This is a genomic window from Tenggerimyces flavus (genome assembly GCF_016907715.1).
Lineage (GTDB): Bacteria > Actinomycetota > Actinomycetes > Propionibacteriales > Actinopolymorphaceae > Tenggerimyces > Tenggerimyces flavus.
Genome location: NZ_JAFBCM010000001.1, coordinates 942,400 through 961,000 on the forward strand (window position 1 = coordinate 942,400; position 18,601 = coordinate 961,000).

General features: G+C 70.6%; 16 protein-coding genes. 5 read left to right on the forward strand and 11 right to left on the reverse strand.

Going from position 1 to position 18,601, the window contains the following annotated elements; translation table 11 throughout:
• Nucleotides 1–14: 14 nt before the first annotated feature.
• Nucleotides 15–887 carry a siderophore-interacting protein gene (locus JOD67_RS04520; protein ID WP_205115535.1) on the forward strand — a complete coding sequence of 291 codons (873 nt, stop codon included), beginning with the start codon at nt 15–17 and terminating at the stop codon, nt 885–887.
• 176 nt (nt 888–1,063) lie between these two features.
• Here the strand turns inward: JOD67_RS04520 and JOD67_RS04525 are convergent, their stop codons facing one another.
• The 8 genes from JOD67_RS04525 to JOD67_RS04560 all read right to left on the reverse strand — a co-directional run bounded on the left by JOD67_RS04525 (nt 1,064) and on the right by JOD67_RS04560 (nt 12,149).
• A complete protein-coding gene (locus JOD67_RS04525; RefSeq protein ID WP_205115536.1) occupies nt 1,064–1,645 on the reverse strand; it encodes a hypothetical protein in 582 nt (193 codons plus the stop codon).
• 75 nt (nt 1,646–1,720) lie between these two features.
• Nucleotides 1,721–1,978 carry a hypothetical protein gene (locus tag JOD67_RS04530; RefSeq protein WP_205115537.1) on the reverse strand — a complete coding sequence of 86 codons (258 nt, stop codon included), beginning with the start codon at nt 1,976–1,978 and terminating at the stop codon, nt 1,721–1,723.
• Between the two features lie 33 nt (nt 1,979–2,011).
• Nucleotides 2,012–3,073: an anthranilate phosphoribosyltransferase gene (trpD, locus tag JOD67_RS04535; protein WP_205115538.1), complete on the reverse strand. Its 1,062-nt coding sequence runs from the start codon at nt 3,071–3,073 to the stop codon at nt 2,012–2,014.
• Between the two features lie 306 nt (nt 3,074–3,379).
• Nucleotides 3,380–6,805 carry an error-prone DNA polymerase gene (locus JOD67_RS04540; RefSeq protein ID WP_205115539.1) on the reverse strand — a complete coding sequence of 1,142 codons (3,426 nt, stop codon included), beginning with the start codon at nt 6,803–6,805 and terminating at the stop codon, nt 3,380–3,382.
• Nucleotides 6,806–6,818: 13 nt separating this feature from the next.
• Nucleotides 6,819–8,381: a DNA polymerase Y family protein gene (locus tag JOD67_RS04545; protein ID WP_205115540.1), complete on the reverse strand. Its 1,563-nt coding sequence runs from the start codon at nt 8,379–8,381 to the stop codon at nt 6,819–6,821.
• On the reverse strand, nt 8,381–9,085 hold the full coding sequence (gene imuA' / locus JOD67_RS04550) for a DnaE2-dependent mutagenesis accessory factor ImuA' (protein ID WP_205115541.1): 705 nt from the start codon (nt 9,083–9,085) through the stop codon (nt 8,381–8,383). Before imuA' ends, JOD67_RS04545 begins: the two co-directional genes overlap by 1 nt.
• Before the next feature lie 42 nt (nt 9,086–9,127).
• The gene (locus tag JOD67_RS04555; RefSeq protein WP_239553720.1) at nt 9,128–10,399 is read right to left on the reverse strand and encodes an epoxide hydrolase family protein; all 1,272 of its coding nucleotides are present in this window, start codon (nt 10,397–10,399) and stop codon (nt 9,128–9,130) included.
• A gap of 58 nt (nt 10,400–10,457) precedes the next feature.
• Nucleotides 10,458–12,149: a tannase/feruloyl esterase family alpha/beta hydrolase gene (locus JOD67_RS04560; protein ID WP_205115544.1), complete on the reverse strand. Its 1,692-nt coding sequence runs from the start codon at nt 12,147–12,149 to the stop codon at nt 10,458–10,460.
• A gap of 361 nt (nt 12,150–12,510) precedes the next feature.
• Between JOD67_RS04560 and JOD67_RS04565 the strand changes: the two genes are divergently transcribed.
• The 3 genes from JOD67_RS04565 to JOD67_RS04575 all read left to right on the forward strand — a co-directional run bounded on the left by JOD67_RS04565 (nt 12,511) and on the right by JOD67_RS04575 (nt 15,141).
• On the forward strand, nt 12,511–13,626 hold the full coding sequence (locus JOD67_RS04565; protein WP_205115545.1) for a hypothetical protein: 1,116 nt from the start codon (nt 12,511–12,513) through the stop codon (nt 13,624–13,626).
• A gap of 73 nt (nt 13,627–13,699) precedes the next feature.
• Complete coding sequence (locus tag JOD67_RS04570) at nt 13,700–14,539, forward strand: class I SAM-dependent methyltransferase (RefSeq protein ID WP_205115546.1); 840 nt, start codon at nt 13,700–13,702, stop codon at nt 14,537–14,539.
• The gene (locus tag JOD67_RS04575; RefSeq protein ID WP_205115547.1) at nt 14,539–15,141 is read left to right on the forward strand and encodes a TetR/AcrR family transcriptional regulator; all 603 of its coding nucleotides are present in this window, start codon (nt 14,539–14,541) and stop codon (nt 15,139–15,141) included. The genes JOD67_RS04570 and JOD67_RS04575 overlap by 1 nt, the downstream gene beginning before the upstream one ends.
• 128 nt (nt 15,142–15,269) lie before the next feature.
• Here the strand turns inward: JOD67_RS04575 and JOD67_RS04580 are convergent, their stop codons facing one another.
• Together JOD67_RS04580 and JOD67_RS04585 are read right to left on the reverse strand one after the other, a co-directional pair.
• Entirely contained in the window at nt 15,270–15,890 is a 621-nt protein-coding gene (locus JOD67_RS04580; protein WP_205115548.1) for a TMEM175 family protein, read from the reverse strand.
• Between the two features lie 20 nt (nt 15,891–15,910).
• Complete coding sequence (locus JOD67_RS04585; RefSeq protein ID WP_205115549.1) at nt 15,911–16,834, reverse strand: S1C family serine protease; 924 nt, start codon at nt 16,832–16,834, stop codon at nt 15,911–15,913.
• 78 nt (nt 16,835–16,912) lie between these two features.
• On the opposite strand from JOD67_RS04585, the gene JOD67_RS04590 reads away from it, so the two are divergent.
• Nucleotides 16,913–17,632, forward strand: a complete 720-nt coding sequence (locus JOD67_RS04590) for a hypothetical protein (protein ID WP_205115550.1) — start codon at nt 16,913–16,915, stop codon at nt 17,630–17,632.
• On the opposite strand, the gene JOD67_RS04595 is transcribed toward JOD67_RS04590, so the two are convergent.
• Nucleotides 17,629–18,597 (reverse strand): helix-turn-helix transcriptional regulator, encoded by a 969-nt coding sequence (locus tag JOD67_RS04595; protein ID WP_205115551.1) that lies wholly within the window; start codon nt 18,595–18,597, stop codon nt 17,629–17,631. The genes JOD67_RS04590 and JOD67_RS04595 overlap by 4 nt on opposite strands.
• Nucleotides 18,598–18,601: the final 4 nt, after the last annotated feature.

The window sequence follows — 18,601 nt, forward strand, 5'->3', positions numbered from 1 at the left end:
TTAGCCTTGCTTACATGGCGAAGACCCCGACGCGTCCGGTCCGTACGCGCCCCGAGAACGCGCTGCTGTTCTTCCGTACCCACGTCACCGCCGTCACCCGCGTCACCCCGAACATCGTCCGGGTGACGCTTGGCGGGTCCGAGCTATCGGAGTTCGTCGGCGATGGGCCGGACCAGCGGATCAAGGTCTTCCTGCCGCCGCCGGGCGAGGTCGAGCCGAAGCTGCCGACGTACGGCGACGACTGGTACACCGTCTATCGCCAGCTGCCGGCGGACAAGCGCCCCGCGATGCGGACGTACACGATCCGCAAGCACTACCCGGAGCGGAACGAGGTCGACGTCGACTTCGTGCTGCACGGCGACCTCGGCCCGGCCTCGCGCTGGGCCAACCAGGCCGCGCTGGGCGACGCGGTGCTGATCTGGGGGCCGTACGCCGACTACGAGCCGACGCCCAACACGACCTGGCAGCTGATCGCCGGCGACGCGACCGCGCTGCCCGCGATCGGCGCGATCCTCGAGGAGCTGCCGGCTGGGACGGTGGCGAAGGTGTTCGTCGAGGTGGACTCGCCCACTGACGAGCTCCCGCTCGCGACTTCGGGCGACGTGTCGCTGACCTGGGTGCACCGGAGCGCGGGCGTCGAGCTGGTGGACGTCGTCCGCGCCGCCGAGTTGCCGGAGGGCTCGCCGTACGTCTGGATGGGCGGCGAGGCCGGGCTGGTCAAGGCGTTGCGGCGGCACTGCGTGAACGACCGGCAGTACCCGCGGTACGACATCTACTTCTGTGGCTACTGGCGGCGCGGACGGGCCGAGGACGACTTCGACGAGGTCGAGGCCGCCCAGGAGGAGCGCGCCGAGCTCGCAGCCGACGAGGCCGCCGGCGTGGTCTAGGTCGTGTCTGGCGAATAGCGCCGGTCATCGCGCGTAGCGCGATGACCGCGCGGCGCCCCGCGCCCGGCTGGGCGTGGTGCAGGAGGAATTCATATTGGTTATATGGGTGACGAGGTGCACCGCGGCCAGGCGGGATGTGGGGTGTCGCGCGCCAGGCGATCTTTGGCAGACACGGCCTAGGTCCACAGGGGCACGAGGATCAGGCTGCCGCCGATCGCGAAGTCGACGACCGCGCACCATTCGGCGAACGAGCGCGCGACCACCTTGTCTCGGATCAGGTGGACGATGTCCCAGACGCCGTGGCCGACCCAGCCGAGCGCGACCAGGTAGCGGGCGAGATCGGGGTCGACCAGCTGGCCGCCGACCGCGAGCGCGCCGAACAACACCATCCCGCCGAGCTGCAGCCGGAAGTCGGCCTCGCGATGCCTGCCGTGGGCGCTTCCCCAGATCGCTGCGGCCAGCGTGACCGCGAGGATGACGATCGAGGGGTCGACGACGTTCTGCAGCTTCAGCCCGGCGAACGCCGGCAGCGCCGCGAGCAGGATCGGCCAGGTGAGCCAACGGCGCTTCAGTGCCTCGACGACCACGTAGATCATCGGAAGCAGCAGCATCGCGTCGGCGAGGGTGCTGACCGTGTCGGGCGTGATCTCGCCGAAGAACGAGTCCACGCCGACCGGCAGCGCGACGAGGGTGGGCCAGCGCCTTCCGATCGCTCTGATCAGGCTGCGCGGCTTTTCGGTGTGCGTCGTGGTGTCCATGCACCCAGGCTGGGGCGGTGCGCGCGCAGGCCGTACCCGCGCGGTGTCACGACTTACCCATGCGATCTACACGGGTCAGGCGGCTGCGGGCACCCGCCAGGCGAGCTTGCGCCGGCGCCGGACGACGGCGTGGCGCAGCCGTCGGCGGGCGGCGTGCAGGCGCTGGGCGTACTCGGTCGGTGAGTAACCCAGCGCCCGCGCGGCGTCCAGTCCGCCACCGTTGCCCACGGCGAGGATGGCTTGGTCGGAGGGGCTCAACTCGAGCGTGGCGGCGTCGATGTCGGCGCGAACCTCCGCGGTCACCGATGTCACCGTGGCTACCGTTGCGATCATGAACCCTCCCCCGGAATGGTGCTCATCACGGGATTAGACGACTGTCCCCTGCCTACTAGTTGCCTGAACCCGCCGATTCGTTACACGCCACGCCGTGATCAGGGCTTTTGCGGCTCCGTTGTCGATGGCTTCGGCGCCCTTGTGGAGGTGTCGTTGGAGCCTGTCGGCCAGTGGTTCGTCGGTCTGGTCGAACGTGCTGAGGGCGGCGGCCGCGTTCAGGAGGACGGCGTCGCGGACGGGAGTTTGCTCGCCGTCGAGCAGCCGTTGGGCGGCTTCGGCGTTCTGCTCGGCGGTGCCGCCTTGCAGTGCTTCGGTGCTTGGTGGGGTGATGCCGAGATCTGCTGGGTGGAGCGTTGTTTGGCGTACGTCGCCGCCGCGGACCTCCCAGATGCTGGTTGTGGTCGTGGTGGTGAGCTCGTCGAGTCCGTCGTCGCCGCTGGCGATCAGGGCGTCGACGTTGCGGTGGGCGAGGACCTCGGCGATCAACGGGGCCTTGCTGGGGTCGGCGACGCCGACGAGCTGGTTCGTTGGCCTCGCTGGGTTGCTGAGCGGAGCGAGCAGGTTGATCGCGGTCGGGACGCCGAGCTCGCGCCTGACCGGGGCGGCGTGTCTCAGGCCGGGGTGAAAGCGCGGGGCGAACGCGAACGCGATGCCGATCTCGTTCGCTTGCGTGGCGACCTCGGCTGGGCCTTGGTCGATCTGGAGGCCGAGGCTTTCGAGCAGATCGGCCGAGCCAACCTTGGAGGTGGCGCCGCGGCCGCCGTGCTTGACGACCTTGACCCCGGTGGCGGCGACGACGATGGCGGCGAGCGTGGAGAGGTTGACCGTTCCGGTCCGGTCGCCGCCGGTGCCGGCGAGGTCTATGACTGGCCCTTCCAGGTGGATGGGCGGGGCTTGGTCGAGCAGGGCTTGGGACATCGCTTGGAGCTCGTTCGCGGTCTCGCCCTTGGCTCTTAGTGCTACGAGGAAGCCGGCGATGTGCGCTTGCGTGGCGCCGCCGTTGACGATCTCGTTCATCGCCCAGCTCGCCTGGTCTGGCGTGAGGTCATTGCGGCTGAGCAGGGTGCTGAGGAGGTCGGCCCAGGTCGTTCGCATTTGTGACTCCTCTTGGTCGTGGGGACGACTCACGCCGAGGAGATGCCGATGGCCGCCTCGGGGAGGCGGCCATGGGTATCGGGAGGGACCGCCTTAGTCGGCGGCCCACCACCCGAGGAACGTGCGCATGAGAGGGATCCTAGGGCAAACAAAACGGGATCCGGGGGCACGCCGGATCCCGTCCTGCTCTCCGTCGGTCGGCGGGTGAGCGCCTCCCTAGGAGTTGTCAGCCCTCCTTCAGGGCCCCTCAAGAGTGCCCGCCGCTTGCGTCCCGGCGTATCCGTGAAACCCCTCGGAATTGAGCGCTCAGTGGAAGTCGCGGGACATGGTGCGGATGTTGAGGTGGAGTTGTTCGAACTTCTCCGCGATCACGTTCGTCACGCCTTCGGCTCTTTCGAGGCGGCCGCGGATGAGGAGGGCGGCGGAGTCGCGGGCGATGCGGCGGAAGTGGTTCCAGGTTCCGTACGGGACCACGATGTTGATCATCCCGGTCTCGTCCTCGAGGTTCATGAACGTCACCCCGCCGGCGGTCGCGGGCCGCTGGCGGTGGGTGACGACGCCGGCGACGAGGATCTTGCGGTTGTTCTCGGTGGTGGCCAGTCGGGCGGCCGGGAGCACGCCACGGGCGTCGAGGGCCGCGCGGACGTGGCGGGTGGGGTAGTCGTCGGGTGAGATGCCCGTCGCCCACAGGTCGGCCATCACGGCCTCGGCGGGCCTGAGCTCGGGAAGCAGCGGCAGCTGGACGGGCTGCAGCGAGGCACCCAGCTGGTCGGCGCGTTCCTGCGCGGCCGAGCCGGCGATCCAGAGGGCTTCGCGGCGCGACAGCTCGAAGCAGTCGAACGCGCCGGCTGTCGCGAGTGCCTCCATCTGCACCGCGGTGAGGCCGATGCGGCGGACGAGGTCGGCCTGGTCGGCGTACGGGCCCTCGGCAAGACGCGAGGCGACGATCCGCTCGGCCAGCTCCTTGCCGATCGAACGGACCTCCGCCAGCCCGAGCCGGACGGCGAACCTCGTGTCCCGCCGATGCGCGTCGTAGTCGAACGGCGCGTCCCGGACGAACGGCTTCGGCTCCGAGATGTGCTCGGAGTCGTCGAACAGGCACTCCGACCGCCCCGTCGTCACCGACTCGTGCTCGTGGAGCGGCCGCACCAGCTCCAGGTCGGCGTGCACGTTCGACACGTGCAGGTCCGGCCGCCGCACCTCCACCCCGTGCCGCCGCGCGTCGGACACCAGGCTCTGCGGCGAGTAGAACCCCATCGGCTGCGCGCGGAGCAAGGCAGCGAGGAACATCGCGGGGTAGTGCAGCTTGAACCACGAGCTGGAGTACACGAGCAACGCGAAGCTGATCGAGTGGCTCTCGGCGAAACCGAAGTCCGCGAACGCCTCGATCTTCTCGTAGATCATCTGCGCGGTGTCGCCGACGATCCCGTTCGACGCCATGCCAGCGAACAGTTTCTCCTTCAGCGACGAGATCTTCTCCAGCCCGCGCTTGGACCCCATCGCCCGCCGCAGCAGGTCGGCGTCGTCGCCGGTGCAGTTGCCGACCGTCATCGCGATCTGCATCAGTTGCTCTTGGAACAGCGGCACGCCTAGCGTGCGTTCGAGCGCCGACGTCAACGACAGATGCGGCGGGTCGGGCCGCTCGATGCCGAGCTTGCGGCGGATGAACGGGTGCACGGCGCCGCCCTGGATCGGCCCGGGGCGGATCAGCGCGATCTCGATGACCAGATCGTAGAATCGCCTTGGCTGCAAGCGCGGAAGGGTGGAGATCTGCGCGCGGCTCTCGACCTGGAAGACACCAACGGAGTCGGCGCGGCAGAGCATGTCGTAGACGCCGGCCTCCTCCCTCGGGATCGAGTGCAGCTTCCACTCCTCGCCGAGGTGCTGCTTGATTCCGTCCATCGTGTACTGCAACGCGGCCAGCATCCCGAGCCCGAGCAAGTCGAACTTGACAAGGCCCATCCAGGCACAGTCGTCCTTGTCCCATTGGAGAACGGTGCGATCCTTCATCCGACCGGGCTCGATCGGACAGACCTCGCCCACCGGCCGGTCGGTGAGCACCATGCCACCGGAGTGGATGCCGAGATGCCGCGGGAACGTCAACAGCTCGCCGGCGAGGTCGGAGACGGACGGCGGAATGTCGTTGTCCGCTTGGGATTCGACCTTTCCCCAGGACTCGACCTGCTTGGACCACGCGTCCTGCTGACCAGGACTGTGCCCGAGCGCCTTCGCCATGTCGCGGACCGCCATCTTGGGGCGATAGCTGATCACGTTCGCGACCTGGGCAGCGTTGCGCCGGCCGTACTTGTTGTAGACGTGCTGGATGACCTCTTCGCGCCGGTCGGAGTCGAAGTCGACGTCGATGTCGGGCTCCTCCTCGCGTGTGCTGGAGAGGAAGCGTTCGAACGGGAGGTTGTAGTAGATCGCGTCGACCGCGGTGATGCCGAGCACGAAGCAGACCGCGGAGTTGGCGGCCGATCCCCTGCCCTGGCAGAGGATTCCGCGCTCCGTGGCGTAGTCGACGATGTCCTTGACGATGAGGAAGTAGCCGGGGAAGTCGAGCTTCTCGATGACGTCGAGCTCTTTGTCCAGGCGTGCGTAGTGGTTCGGCTTGTCCTCGCGGGTGCCGTAGCGGGTGTGCGCGCCTTCCAGAACGAGCCTGCGCAGCTCGCCCATCGGGGTCTGGCCGTCGGGCAGCTTCTGCAGTGGCAGCTTGGGCTTGGCTCGTTTGAGTGGAAACGCGAGCTGTTTGGCGAACTCGATCGTACGGTTGACCGCGCCCGGGTGGCGGTGGAAGAGCGCGGCCATCTCGGCGCCGGAGCGTAGGTGGGCGGTGCCGGCGGCGGGGAGCCAGCCGTCCAGCTCGTCGAGGCTGCGGCGCGCGCGTACGGCGGCGAGGGCGGTGGCGAGCTGCCTGCGCGGTGGTGCGGCGTAGTGCACGTTGCCGGTCGCCACGATCGGCAGCACACGTTCCTCGGCCAGTGCCGCGAGGGCGTCGTTGCGCCCGCTGTCGAGCGGATAGCCGTGGTCGGTGAGCTCGACGGCGACGTTGTCGCGGCCGAACTGGGCGACCAGCAGGTCGAGCTCGCGCGCCGCGCCGGCGCGCCCCTCGGCCTCGAGCGCCTGCCGGACCGTGCCCTTGCGGCAGCCCGTAAGAACGAGCCAGTCGTCGTTCGCGCGGCCGACCAGGTCGTCCAGGTGGTAACTGGGCTTGCCCTTTTCCGCGCCGACGAGCTGCGCCTCGGTGAGGGCGCCGGCGAGCGCGTGGTAGCCGTTCTCGCCGCGCGCCAGGACGAGCAGGTGGCTGCCCTCGGGGTCGGCGAACCCGTTCTGCGGCTTGGTCAGCTCCAGCGACAGCTCGGCACCGAAGATCGTGTCGAGGTCGTACTTCTCCGCCGCCTCGGCCATCCGCACGACGCCGTAGAAGCCGTCGTGGTCGGTGAGCGCGAGGGCGGACAGGCCGAGCCGGTACGCCTCCTCGACCAGCTCCTCGGGGTGGCTCGCGCCGTCGAGGAAGCTGAAGTTCGAGTGGCAGTGCAGCTCGGCGTACTCGACGGTCGGCTGGTCCGGCGGCTGGGGTCGCTCGTCGGGCGGTGGGTCGTACGGCGGCCGCACCAGCGACCACGCCGGGCTGTCGCCGCCGTCGCCGTCCAGCGGACGCTTGGTCGGCCGGCGGCCGGAGAGCTTGCGCTCGAGCTCCGACCATGGGATCGGCGGGTTGTCCCAGCCCATCCTTCAGGCCACCTCAGTCATAGGAAGCCTCCAGCCACCAGCGGCCGCGCTCGTACAGCAGCGCGTAGCCGGCGCCGTCGGCGCAGACGACCTGGAAGCGCGCGTACCGGCGAGCGGCCGCCGCGTCCCACCAACGCTCCTCGACCAGCCACGGCCCAGCCCAGTGGGAGATCTCGCGCTGGTCGAAGCGGGCGGGGTCGGCGGTGAGCAGGCCGCGGTCGGTGAGCTCGACGCGTTGCTGGTCGGCGCCGAGGACCTCGACCGGGGTGGGTGCGGTGAGCACGGTGCTGGGCGGCGGGTCGGGCAGCTGGCCGGGCCAGGGCTGGTCGGGCACGCGTGCCGGGGTGGGTTCGTCGCCCCATGGGACGAACGTGACGCGGTCGGCCGGCGAGCGCCCGCCGGAGAGGATCGCGGTGAGAACGGCCTCGTGGCCGAGCATGCTCTGCACCCGGGTGAGCGCGCGGTGGACCCGTTCGTCCGGGGCCTGGTCGCCCCACAGACCGTCCTGGTACGCGCCGGTCGGGGCGGCGTCCTCCGGGAACAGCTGGACCCTGAGCACGCCGAACGTCGCTTCCTCGCTGTCCTCCTCTTGGGTCGAACCCCAGAGCCCCTGCAGCTGCCAGCGGACCCGGTCGACGACGTCGTTCGCGGAGAACCAGCGCGGATGCCGCCACTGCCTCGACTTGACCTGGGCGGCGTCGGCGCCGCGCTCGGTGGTGACGTCGACGCGGAGGCAGGTGCAGACGAGGTCGCGGTCGGCGAGGGCGTCGACGAGGCGTTCGGCGGCGGACTTGATCGCGAACGCGACCTGGTCGACGCGGTCGAGCGGGGGCTCGAACTCGACGCTGGTGGCGAGCTCGGGCGGCGGCCTTCGCGAGGCGAACGGGCGGTCGTCGTGGCCTGCCGCGAGCCGGTGGGCGAGGGCGCCGTCGATGCCGAAGCGCTCGAGTACGCGGCCGGCGGGGAGCTCGGCGAACGCGCCGAGGGTGCGGATGCCGAGCCTGCGCAGGAGATCGACGAGGTCGGGGCGGTCGAGCAGGTTGATGTTCAGGCCGGCGAGATGCTCGGCGGACTCTCCTGGTGGGAAGACGTGCACGTGGTTCTTGTGGCGTTCGGCTTGGCGGGCGGCTTGTTCGGCGGCGAACGGGCCGTCGGCGATACCGATGACGGTGTGCGCGTTCGCCTGCTCGACGAGGTGGGCGCGGAGACGTTCGGCGAACTCCTCCTCGCCGCCGAAGTAGCGCGCAGGGCCGCGGGCTCGTACCGCGCACATGCCGGGCCGGATGACCTCGACGCCGGGCGCGATCGCCTCGACGGCGGCGACGATGGGCTCGAACGCGCGGGCGTCGACGGCCGGGTCGTACGGGAGCACGGCGAGCTCGGGGCACCTGGCTTGGGCTTCTCTGACCCGAAGGTCGCGGCGGACGCCGTCGGCGCGGGCGGGGGCGTTGCAGGCGTAGACGCGACCCTTGACGATGACGGCGACGGGCGTGTCCTTCGCGCAGCCGGCTTCCTGGGCCGCGGCGACGACGGGCCAGTCGGGGCACCAGACGGTGATGCAGCGGACGGGGTCCATCAGCCGGCCTTGACCTGGCGCCATTGGGTGAGGTCGGTGGTCTCCGGCGCGGCTTCGGCGAGGTGGACGCCGCCGTCGCCGCCGGGGAGCCAGAGCTTCGCCGTCCGTTGAGGTCCGCGACCGTCGGCGGTGACCGTGACCTCGCGGGCGGACAGGTGACCGTGGCCGTCGCCGAGGCCGTACCAGCGGCTCTCGGTCACAGCGAGCCGCTGCTCGGCGCCGGGCCAGTCGCCGTGCACGAGCAGGACTCCGCCGCGTTCGCGCAGCCTGGCCGCGAGCCTGCGCGTCTCGGCGTCGTACGCCGGCGTGGGTGGGCGAACGACGACGAGGTCGAGGACGTCGACGAGCGTGCCGACGACGGTGAGCCAGCGCGGACCCGGCTCGGGGACGAGCACCAGCCTGTCGAGCTCGACCCCGAGACGTGCGGCCGCCTCGATCCCGGCGTCCTGGACGCCGACCATCCCGGTCCACGACCCGGCGGCGGAGGCCTCGGCGAGCAGGGCGTACGTGAGCGCGTTGGAGCCCTGGACGACGTAGCTGCAGCCCTTCCGCAGCCCACCGTCGAGCAGCCCCGAGAACGCCTCCCGCGTCGGCAACGTCGGCGCCAGCCGACTCTGCGCCAGCTCCGCGCGCAGCCCATCGACGACCTGGTCCCGACGCTCCGCCGGCACCACGGTCAACCGACGCGCGACCGAACTCGCCACGGTCCAATGATCGAACGTATGTTCGATCGTGTCAAACGGCGGTCAGCGGAGCAGGCGGGACCAGGTGCGGAGTTCGGTGGTGAAGATCGCGGGTTGCTCGAAGGCCGCGAAGTGGCCGCCGCGGGCGGCGCGCGTGTACGAGATCAGCTGGTTGCCGTACGTCGCCTCGGCCCAGCGCCGCGGCAGGGGGACGATCTCGGCGGGGAACGTGGTGAAGCCCACCGGGACGCTGTAGGGGTTCGGCGAGACCGTGTCGTGGTGGGTCGCCTGCCAGTAGAACCGGGCCGACGAGGTCGCCGTGCCGGTGAGCCAGTAGAGGGTGATGTCGTCGAGCATCTTGTCCAGGCCCAGCACGTTCTCCGGCGCCCCGGCGCTGTCGGACCAGGCCGCGAACTTCTCGTAGATCCACGCCGCCTGGCCGACCGGGGAGTCGTGCAGCCCGTACCCCAGCGTCTGTGGCCGGGTCGACTGTTGCGAGAAGTAGCCGAAACCATCACCGGAGAACTCCTGCAACTTCCGGAGCGCCTCCTGCTCCTCCGGCGTCGGGTCGGGCAGGTCGGGCGGTGAGAACTCGGCCCAGAAGTTCAGGTGGATGCCCGCCAGACCGGCCGGCGCGAGCTTGCCCAGTTCCGACGTGATCACGCCGCCCCAGTCACCGCCCTGCGCGACCCACCGGGAGTAGCCGAGCCGCGCCATCAGCGTTGTCCAGGCACGTGCCGTACGGCCCGGCGCCCAGCCGTTCTCCGTCGGTTTGTCGGAGAATCCGTAACCAGGCAAGGACGGAACGACGACATGGAACGCGTCGCTCGCACTCCCGCCGTACGCCGGCGGATCGGTCAGCGGGCCGATCACGTCCGCGAACTCCAGCACCGAGCCAGGCCACCCGTGCGTCAACAGCAACGGCAGCGCGTCCTTGTGCTTGGACCGTACGTGCAGGAAGTGGATCCCGAGACCGTCGAGCTTCGTCCGGAAGTTTCCGAAACCGTTCAGCCGCTTCTCGACCCTGCGCCAGTCGTGCTTGCCGGCCCAGTGCGTCACCAGCTTGCGTACGCGCTCCAACGGCGCGCCCTGGGTCTGGTCGGGTACCGTCTCCCGCTCCGGCCACCGCGTGGCCGCCAGCCGGCGGCGCAGGTCGGTCAGCGCGCTGTCCGGATACCGCACCGTGAACGGCGTCACCGCCTCCGTCGCCGCCGGAAGTTCCAGCCCGGCGTCGGCCGCGGCTTCCGAAGCCGTCATCCCCACCACTCCCCAAGGCGCGGCGGCGACCCCCAGGGTCGCCGCCAACACCATCCGCCTACTTGTCCGTTCGCTCATCCAGCCAGGCTAGGAAGGCGAACGGGCAGGACCTACTGATTCGATCGAGACCGAAGACTCAGCGTGCCACGGGTCCCGGAACGTACGACAAGTACTCCCCGAGCCAGTCGATCTGGTCGTACTTGGGGTTCACGATCGGCTTACCCGCAACGAAGTTGCGCTCGTCGTCGATCGAGCCCGACCCGTCGTACTTCGCGACCAGCGGGTACGGGAACACCGGCCGCGTCCGCACCACCGGACCGCCGGGGTTCCAGGGATTGTCCGTGCCCGCCGCGACGATCCGCTCCGGCGCCTTCCCGCGCTCCACCCACGACACGAGCTCGTCGAACGGCTGGAACACGTTCAGCCCCTGCGGGTCGCCGCCGATCAGGCAGTGGTGTCCGCTCGGGATCAGGAACAGCCGCGCCCACTCCTGGGTCTTCGCCAGGCCGCCGTTCCGCGAAGCGAGCCGGCTGTAGTAGTCGACGGTCGCCTCCGCGGGCACCGCCATGTCCGACCAGCCGCTCCAGAGCAGCAGCTTGCCGCCGGCGCGCTTGAACTTCGACAGGTCGAGGCTCGCCGCGTTGCCCTTCCGTCCTTCCGGTGTGAGCCGGTGGAAGTCGCGCGCGGTGAACTCGTAGTCGAAGACCGACGAGTGCGGCTTGCCGATCGGGTAGCCGAGGTTCTCCAGGTACGCGTTGGCGTCCGGGATGATGAACGGGACGTCGATGCCGTTGTCCGGGTCCGGCGTCCCGTACCCGATGAGCGCCAGCTCGCCGCCGCGCGGGAGCGAGGCCGGGTAGAGCACTCGGCCGTGCGCGTCGGCGGGACGCGTGTACAGCTTGCGCATCGCGGTCACCTGCGCCGCCGTCAGGCAGTCGGGGCGGTCGGCGCCGGACGGGCAGCGCAGCGCGACCGGATCCCACGTGCACGCACGCGGGTCGGCGAGGATGCCGTCCTCGAGCCCGTCGATCGTGTCGCACGCCGCGATCGCGGCCGCGTTGACCACGCGGAGCTTCACGGCGCTGAGCACCGCGGTCCCGTCCGGCCGCAGGTTCGCCTGCGCGAGCCAGGCGAGGTACGAGCCGAGCCCCGGACCCATGTAGTGCGCCGACGCCGAGGAGATGATGCCGTCGAAGTCGTACGGGTAGCGCTGCGCGAGCAGCAGCGCCTCGCGGCCGCCCATCGAGCAGCCGTCGAAGTACGACACCCGCGGCCCCTGGCCGTAGAACGTCTTGATGATCGCCTTCGACGCGCGCGAGAGCACGTGCGGCGCGCGGTAGAAGAAGTCGTCGCGGGCCTGCTGGTTGTCCTTCGCCCACTCGGTGTCGAGGAACGGCAGCTCGCCGGTCCCCACGTGGCCGTTGTCCGTCCCCGCGACCGCCACGTCGCCCGGCGCCTGCTTGCCGCAGTCGGGGAACGTGAGATCGGGGATCACGCCGCAGTACGCGCCGCAGCCCACCTGCAGGTAACGGCCGGAGTACGTCTGCGTCGGCAGCTTCAGCCGGAACTTGATCGCCGGCTCGATCGCGCCCTGCACGTCGCAGTGCTCGGGGCCTTGCGCGCCGGCCGGTACGACCGCCGCCTGCTCGACCTTCGTACGCGCGCCGGGCAGGTCGTACGCGCGCACCAGCTCCGCGCACTCGCGTACCGGAGACACCGTCCGTTCCGCCTTCTCGACGGCGGCTCCCGCAGGAACCGCCACCCCTCCCCACAGCGTGGCGATCCCGATCAGCGGGACCAGCCAGCGGTGGACACGTCGGATACCCATTTGTTCGCCTCCTCGTTACCGTTCCGGTGTTTGGAAACTGCGTCCACCGGACACTGTGTACGATAGACACAGTTTGTGATAGTGACAAGACCCGAAGACTTCTCCATGACCTCGATCGAGCGAATCGCCAATCCTGGTTGAAGATTCACCGCGCCCCTCGGGCCGCCAAGTCGCCAACGGCCAACCCGGTGTCGGGCCCGGGGTTGCCGTACCCAAAATGGAGGAGCAGCATCTGCTTGAGAAAGTCGAAAGTTCGCACGACCACCCCCTCGCACCACCACACCAGACGTCCTCCGACGCACACGCCTGTGCCGCGTGTGGGTCGGGCCCTGCGCACCATCCCCACGCCCAGGAGGCCATCGTGTCTGACGCGACAGCCACACCTCCGGTGGTCGTCGTCGACCGCCACATCACCTCGCTGGACGCAGCTCGGCTGCGTCGCGCGAAGGGCGCCTTCACGACCAGGAACGTCGATCCGCTGCGCCATCCGGAGCAGGTCGCCTGGTCGTTGATCGAGGGCGTGCGCCCCCATGCCGGGGATCTGGTGCTGGCCGAGGTGACGGACCTCGGTCAGCACAAGTCGATCGAACGCACCGACGGCCGCCGGTCGACGCTGTACGTCGGCGACGAGGTCGTGGTCGCGTACGGCGCCCGCTACGCGCCGGACCAGTTCGAGGGCGTCGTGCCGGCTGACCTCGGCCCGTGCGACCTGCTCGCGGCCGGCGGCATCGCGGGCAAGTGCGTGGCGAAGTCGTCGAAGGTGAACGTGCCGACCAAGCTGCGTCCGCTCGGGCTGCTCGCGGCGAACGGGCAGCGGCTGGACCTGCGCCGGTTCGCGACGTTCCCGACGGACGAGATCGAGGCGATGACCCGGCCGCGGCACACGATCGCGGTGGTCGGCACGTCGATGAACTCCGGGAAGACCACCGCGCTCGCGGCGCTGGGTCGCGGCCTCACCCGCGCCGGACTGCGGGTGGGCGCGGCGAAGGTCACCGGGACGGGCGCCGGTCCGGACCTGTGGTCGTACACCGACGCGGGCGTGGAGTGGGTCTGCGACTTCACCGACGCGGGGTACGCGACGACGTACCAGGTCCCGATTCCCGAGCTCGAGCGCGTCGCGTCCGCCCTGGTCGACGGCCTCGCACGGCGCGGTGCAGACGTGGTGCTGGTGGAGATCGCGGACGGGATCCTGCAGCAGGAGACCGCGGGCCTGCTGGCCTCGCCGGTGATCCGGTTGCTGCTGGACGGCGTGATCTTCGCGTCCGGTGACGCCCTCGGGGCGCACGCCGGCGTGGAACGGGTCCGTGCCTGGGGCTACGACGTTCGCGCCGCCGGCGGTCTGCTGACCGTGTCGCCGCTGGCGATCCGCGAGGCGGCCTCGTTGGGCATCGACGTGCTCAGCGCCGCCGACCTCGCCGACCCCTCGATCGCGACCAAGGTCGCAGGTGTCCTCGCGGAGTCCCAGCAGGCCTCGTAGTTGACGGTTCCGGCCTCTCGGGTGATGATGAACGCCTGTTCGTGAACGAGTGTTCATAACGTGGAGGCCGCAGATGGGGTCGATCGTCAACACCGAGCAGGCAGAGGCCTGGAACGGATACGAGGGCGAGCACTGGGCAGCCCACTACGACCGGTACGACCTGGTCAACGGCGGGTACAACGCTCGGCTGCTCGACGCCGCCGGCATCGGCACCGCGGATCGCGTGCTCGATCTCGGCTGTGGGAACGGCCAGCTGACCAGGGACGCCGCGCGGCGGGCCAGCACTGGTCGGGCGACGGGGATCGACCTGTCCGAGCCGATGCTCACTCGCGCCCGGGAGCGGGCGGAGGAGGAGGGCGTCGCGAACGTGGACTTCGTCCAGGCCGACGCCCAGGTCCACGCGTTCGAGGACGCCTCGTTCGACGCCGCGCTCAGCCGGTTCGGCGTGATGTTCTTCGCCGACCCCGTCGCGGCTTTCGCCAACGTGCGCAGGGCGTTGCGCAGCGGCGGGCAGCTGGCGTTCGCCTGCCTGCCACCGTTCGCCGGCACCGACCTCGGTACGGTCTTCGGCGCGCTCAGCCCGTACCTCCCGCAGCAGCCCACCGGCGCCGACGGCACCGGGCCGACGTCGTTCGCGGATCCGGAACGGACGAGGGCCGTGCTCACCGACGCGGGCTTCGTCGACTTCGGCTGCGAACGCGTCGAGACCGACCAGCTCTGGGGCCAGGACGTGCCCGACGCCGCGGAGTTCATGCTCGGCTGGGGACCGGTGAAGTTCAACCTCGGCCGGGTCAGGCCCGAGCAGGCCGAGGCCGCGAGCGCCGCGTTGACGAAGGCGCTCGAGCCGTTCGCACGACCGGACGCCGTCGTTCTCCGCGGCGCCGCCTGGCTCGTCACCGCGACGGCGCCGTGATGTCGCCGCGACGGGCGGCGGCCGTCGCGGAGGGGCGGAGCCTGCGGGAGCATCTGGTCGCGACGGCGGAGCGACTCCTCGCCACGCGCGGGACGGCCGGCCTGAGCGTGCGCACGATCGCGCGCGAGGCCGGCGTCGCCGACGGCGTGCTGTACAACCACTTCGCGGACAAGGAGGAGCTCCTCGCCGCGGCGCTCGACGCGCACGTCCGGACGACGCAGGCGCGGCTCGGCACCCTGCCCGAGCCCGGCTCCCGCACGGTCGAGTTCAACCTGCGCACCCACCTCGCGTACGGCCTCACCCTGCACCGCGCGATCCTGCCGGCGTTCACCGGACTCGTCGGACAACCGGCTGTGCTGGCCAGGTTCGCCGAGCTGCACGACCAGAAGGCCTGGCGGGCAAGCCTCCGCGACTACCTGGCGGCCGAACGCGAACGCGGCCGGCTCGCGCCCGAGGCGCCGATCGAGGCAGCGGTCGCCATGCTCGTCGGCCTCTGCCACGACACCGTGCTGTCCGGCCTGCTCGAAGCCCGACCACCGCGAACGCCGCCCCTCGAGGACGTCGTCGCGGTCGTCCTCCGCGGTCTAGGACCTGTTGCGTAGGTCGGGGGTGCTGGCGGAGGGGCACCGATGCCGCTTTACCTGGCGAGTGGGTGCTCTACGCGGGGTGTATCCCACGTAGAGCGGCAAATGATCATGTAAACATGATCATTTGCCGTCACACAGGGGCGCTAGACGGAGGCTCGCCGGCGACGCACTAGGCGGACCACGATCGAGACGACTGGCATCAGGGCCCAGCAGATATAGGCCCATCTGGTCAGGAACGCGACGGGGATCGAGAGGACGAAGCAGCCCACGAACGCGAGCGACCGCGCGTACCCGTCCTGCGCGGCCGCGAGGTCCGGTCCCTTGGGGCGCAACCCGTGGCGTCGGATCTCGCGCTGCATCAGCAGCAGGCAGCAGCCGGCGAGGACCTGCACCAGGGCGTAGAAGACGAACGGCACCGTGAACGCCTCGTCCGCCGTCAGCACCCGCGTCGCGAACGGGGTGACGATGATCGAGAACAGCCACAGCAGGTTCCACAGCCCGAGCCGCCCGCCGAGCGCGGTCACGTGCGCGAACAGGCGGTGGTGGACGTTCCAGTGCGTCGCGATCACCGCGAAGCTGATCAGGAACGCGAGGTACTCGTGCCAGTGCTCGCCGAACGCACGCAGCACTTCCGCGTTCGTCGCACCTTCCGGAACGGGCAGCTCGAGGGCCAGCAGAGTGATCGCGATCGCGACGACCGCGTCGGAGAAGAGGACGAGGCGCTCCTTGTTCAGGATCCCCGCCCGCACCAGGTCATTGGTCACGGAGGGACAGCGTAGAGCGTCTACCCAGACGTCGGTGAGAGCTCTGCGGGGACGGCGATCACGTCGACCATCGCGCCGTTGCGGAGGACGGTCAGCTCGACGGGACGGCCGATCGCGTCGGCGAACATGAGCTTCTGCAGGTCCTGCGCGCCGCGCATCGGCTGGCCGGCGGCGGCGAGCAGCAGGTCGCCGGGGTGCAGGCCGGCTTGTTCGGCCGGGCTGCCGCTGACGACCTCGACCACGCGGAGCGCACGGCGGTGACCGACGCGTTCGGCGAGACCGCTCGGCACTGGCGCCGGCGTACTGACCAGGCCGAGGAACGCGCGGCGCACGCGCCCGTCGTGCAGCAGCTCGCCGATGATCCGCCGCGTGGTCCCGTTCAGCGGGACCGCGAGCCCGACACCGACGCCGGCGACCGCGGTGTTGATGCCGACGACTTCGCCGGTGGAGGTGGCGAGCGCACCGCCGGAGTTGCCCGGGTTGAGCGCGGCGTCGGTCTGGATGACGTCCTCGATCATGCGGACCGTACGCCCGTCGCGGGCCGGCATCGACCGGCCGAGCGCGCTGACCACCCCGGCGGTCACCGAGCCGGCGAGGCCGAGCGGGTTGCCGACCGCGACGACGAGCTGGCCGACGCGCAGCAGGTCCGCGTCGCCGAGCCTGGCCGGCGCGGGTACGTCCCTTCGTACGCGCAGGACGGCGAGGTCGGACAGCGGGTCGCGACCGACCACGTCGAACGGGGCCTCCGTACCGTCCGCGAAGTCGGCGACCCCGCCGCCCGCGGAACCCACGACGTGGCCGTTGGTGAGCAGGTAGCCGTCCTCGGTGAAGACGACCGCCGATCCGCCACTCTCGCCACCACGGCGAGCCACCCGGAGGCTGGCGACCCGAGGGATCAGTTCGTCAGCGACGCGGGTCACGATCTCTGAGTACGCGTCGAGCACGATTACATGGTTACACCGCAATGCAACCACGCAGCTCCGTAGCAGGTACGGACGACAGGCGGCGGTGCCGCGCCGATCGTGAGGGAACCAGGTCGAGCACGTTCCCAGCGGCGTCGCCTGGGCGGGAGACTCCTGCAGGCGAACACCGTCGGGTCGGCGGACATCATCGACAAGCAGGTGAAGTACCCGGACCTGGATCCGAACGCGATCGACAGCGCCGAGGTCGCCGACAACACGCTGAAGAGCGCGGACGTCCTGAACAACAGCCTCAGCGGCGTCGACGTCCTGGACAACTCGCTGGGTGCGGCGGACATCGCGGCGAACGGTGTCGGCAGCTCCGAGGTCGCGACGAACTCCCTGACCGGCGCCGACATCAACGAGGCGACGCTCAACGTCGGCCCGCGGGTACGAGCCCGCGCTGACGCCGGCCCCGGCGACCTCTCCTCCGGCCTCGGGACCGTCGGCGGGACGCTCAGCCTGCCGACCGACACCTGGCTGATCCACGCCAAGGTGAACGCGTACTCCACGAAGTACGACCCGGCCAACGAGGTGCTGTCGGCGTCGTGCGTGCTGAGGTTCGGCACGACCGACCTCGACGTGAGTCGCGTCTGGGGTGACAACGACTACCTCGGCGGCTCGCCGCGAGGCGGCGGCACGATGTCGATGATTGGCTGGGCCACCGGCAGCGGCCTCGTCGCCGTCGGGTGCCAGGACCAGGCCACCAGTTCCAACACCGCCGCCCAGATGCAGTGGCACCAGCTGCGGATCGTCGCGGTCCCGTTGAACGCGCTGAACTAGGTCGCGTCGGCGTTGGCGGTCAGCCGCCGCGCGAGGTCGCGGACCGCGGTGCGGAGCTCGTCCGGCCTCTGGATGGCGAACGGCCAGCCGAGGCCGGCGAGCATGTTCGCCATCCCGTCGAGCTGTTGGGCCCGCGTACGCAACAGCACACCGCCGCCCTCGACCTCGGACAGGTCGCCGACGGACGGCGGGATCCGGCGGCGGACCTCGGCCAGCGTCACCTCGGTGAACACCACCGAGACCTCGTGGGCGTACGGCACCCGGGCCAGGGACTCGGTCACCGTACGGACCGGGTCGAAGTCGTCCGGCGGCGAGAACCGCTCGTCGGTCAGCGAGGCGCCGGTGATCCGGTCGAGCCGGAACGTCCGCACCTCGCCGCGCAGCTGGTCCTGCCCGGTCACGTACCAGCGGCCGCCGTGCACGACCAGGCCGTACGGGTCGAGGTCGCGCTCGGACGCCTCGCCGCGGTACGACGCGTACCGGATCCGCACCCGCCGCCGCTGATGCGCGGCCGCCGCCAACGACAGCACGATCGCGGTCTCCGGCGCCCGGCCGCCGCGCGGCGGCAGCGTGAGGCCGAGCGAGGACTCGACCGCGGCGACCCGTTCCCGCAACGCGGCGGGCAACACCCGTTGGAGCTTCGCCAGCGCGCTCTCCGCAGCGACGCCGGTCGTGGTGGTCGCGAGCCCCAGCGACCGGCCGGCGACCAACCCGAGCACGACCGCGGTCGCCTCGTCGTCGTCCAGCATCAGCGGCGGCAAGCGGAATCCGGGCAGCAGCCGATAGCCGCCGTACCGGCCGCGCGTGGCGACGACCGGGATGCCGAGGTCGACCAGCCGGCTCGCGTACCGGCGCACGGTCCGCTCGTCGATCTCCAGCCGGCGCGCGATCTCCGCGCCGGTCAGGCCCGGCCGCGCCTGCAGCAGCTCGAGCAGGGCGAGCGTGCGGGTGGTCGGATGTGGCATCGAA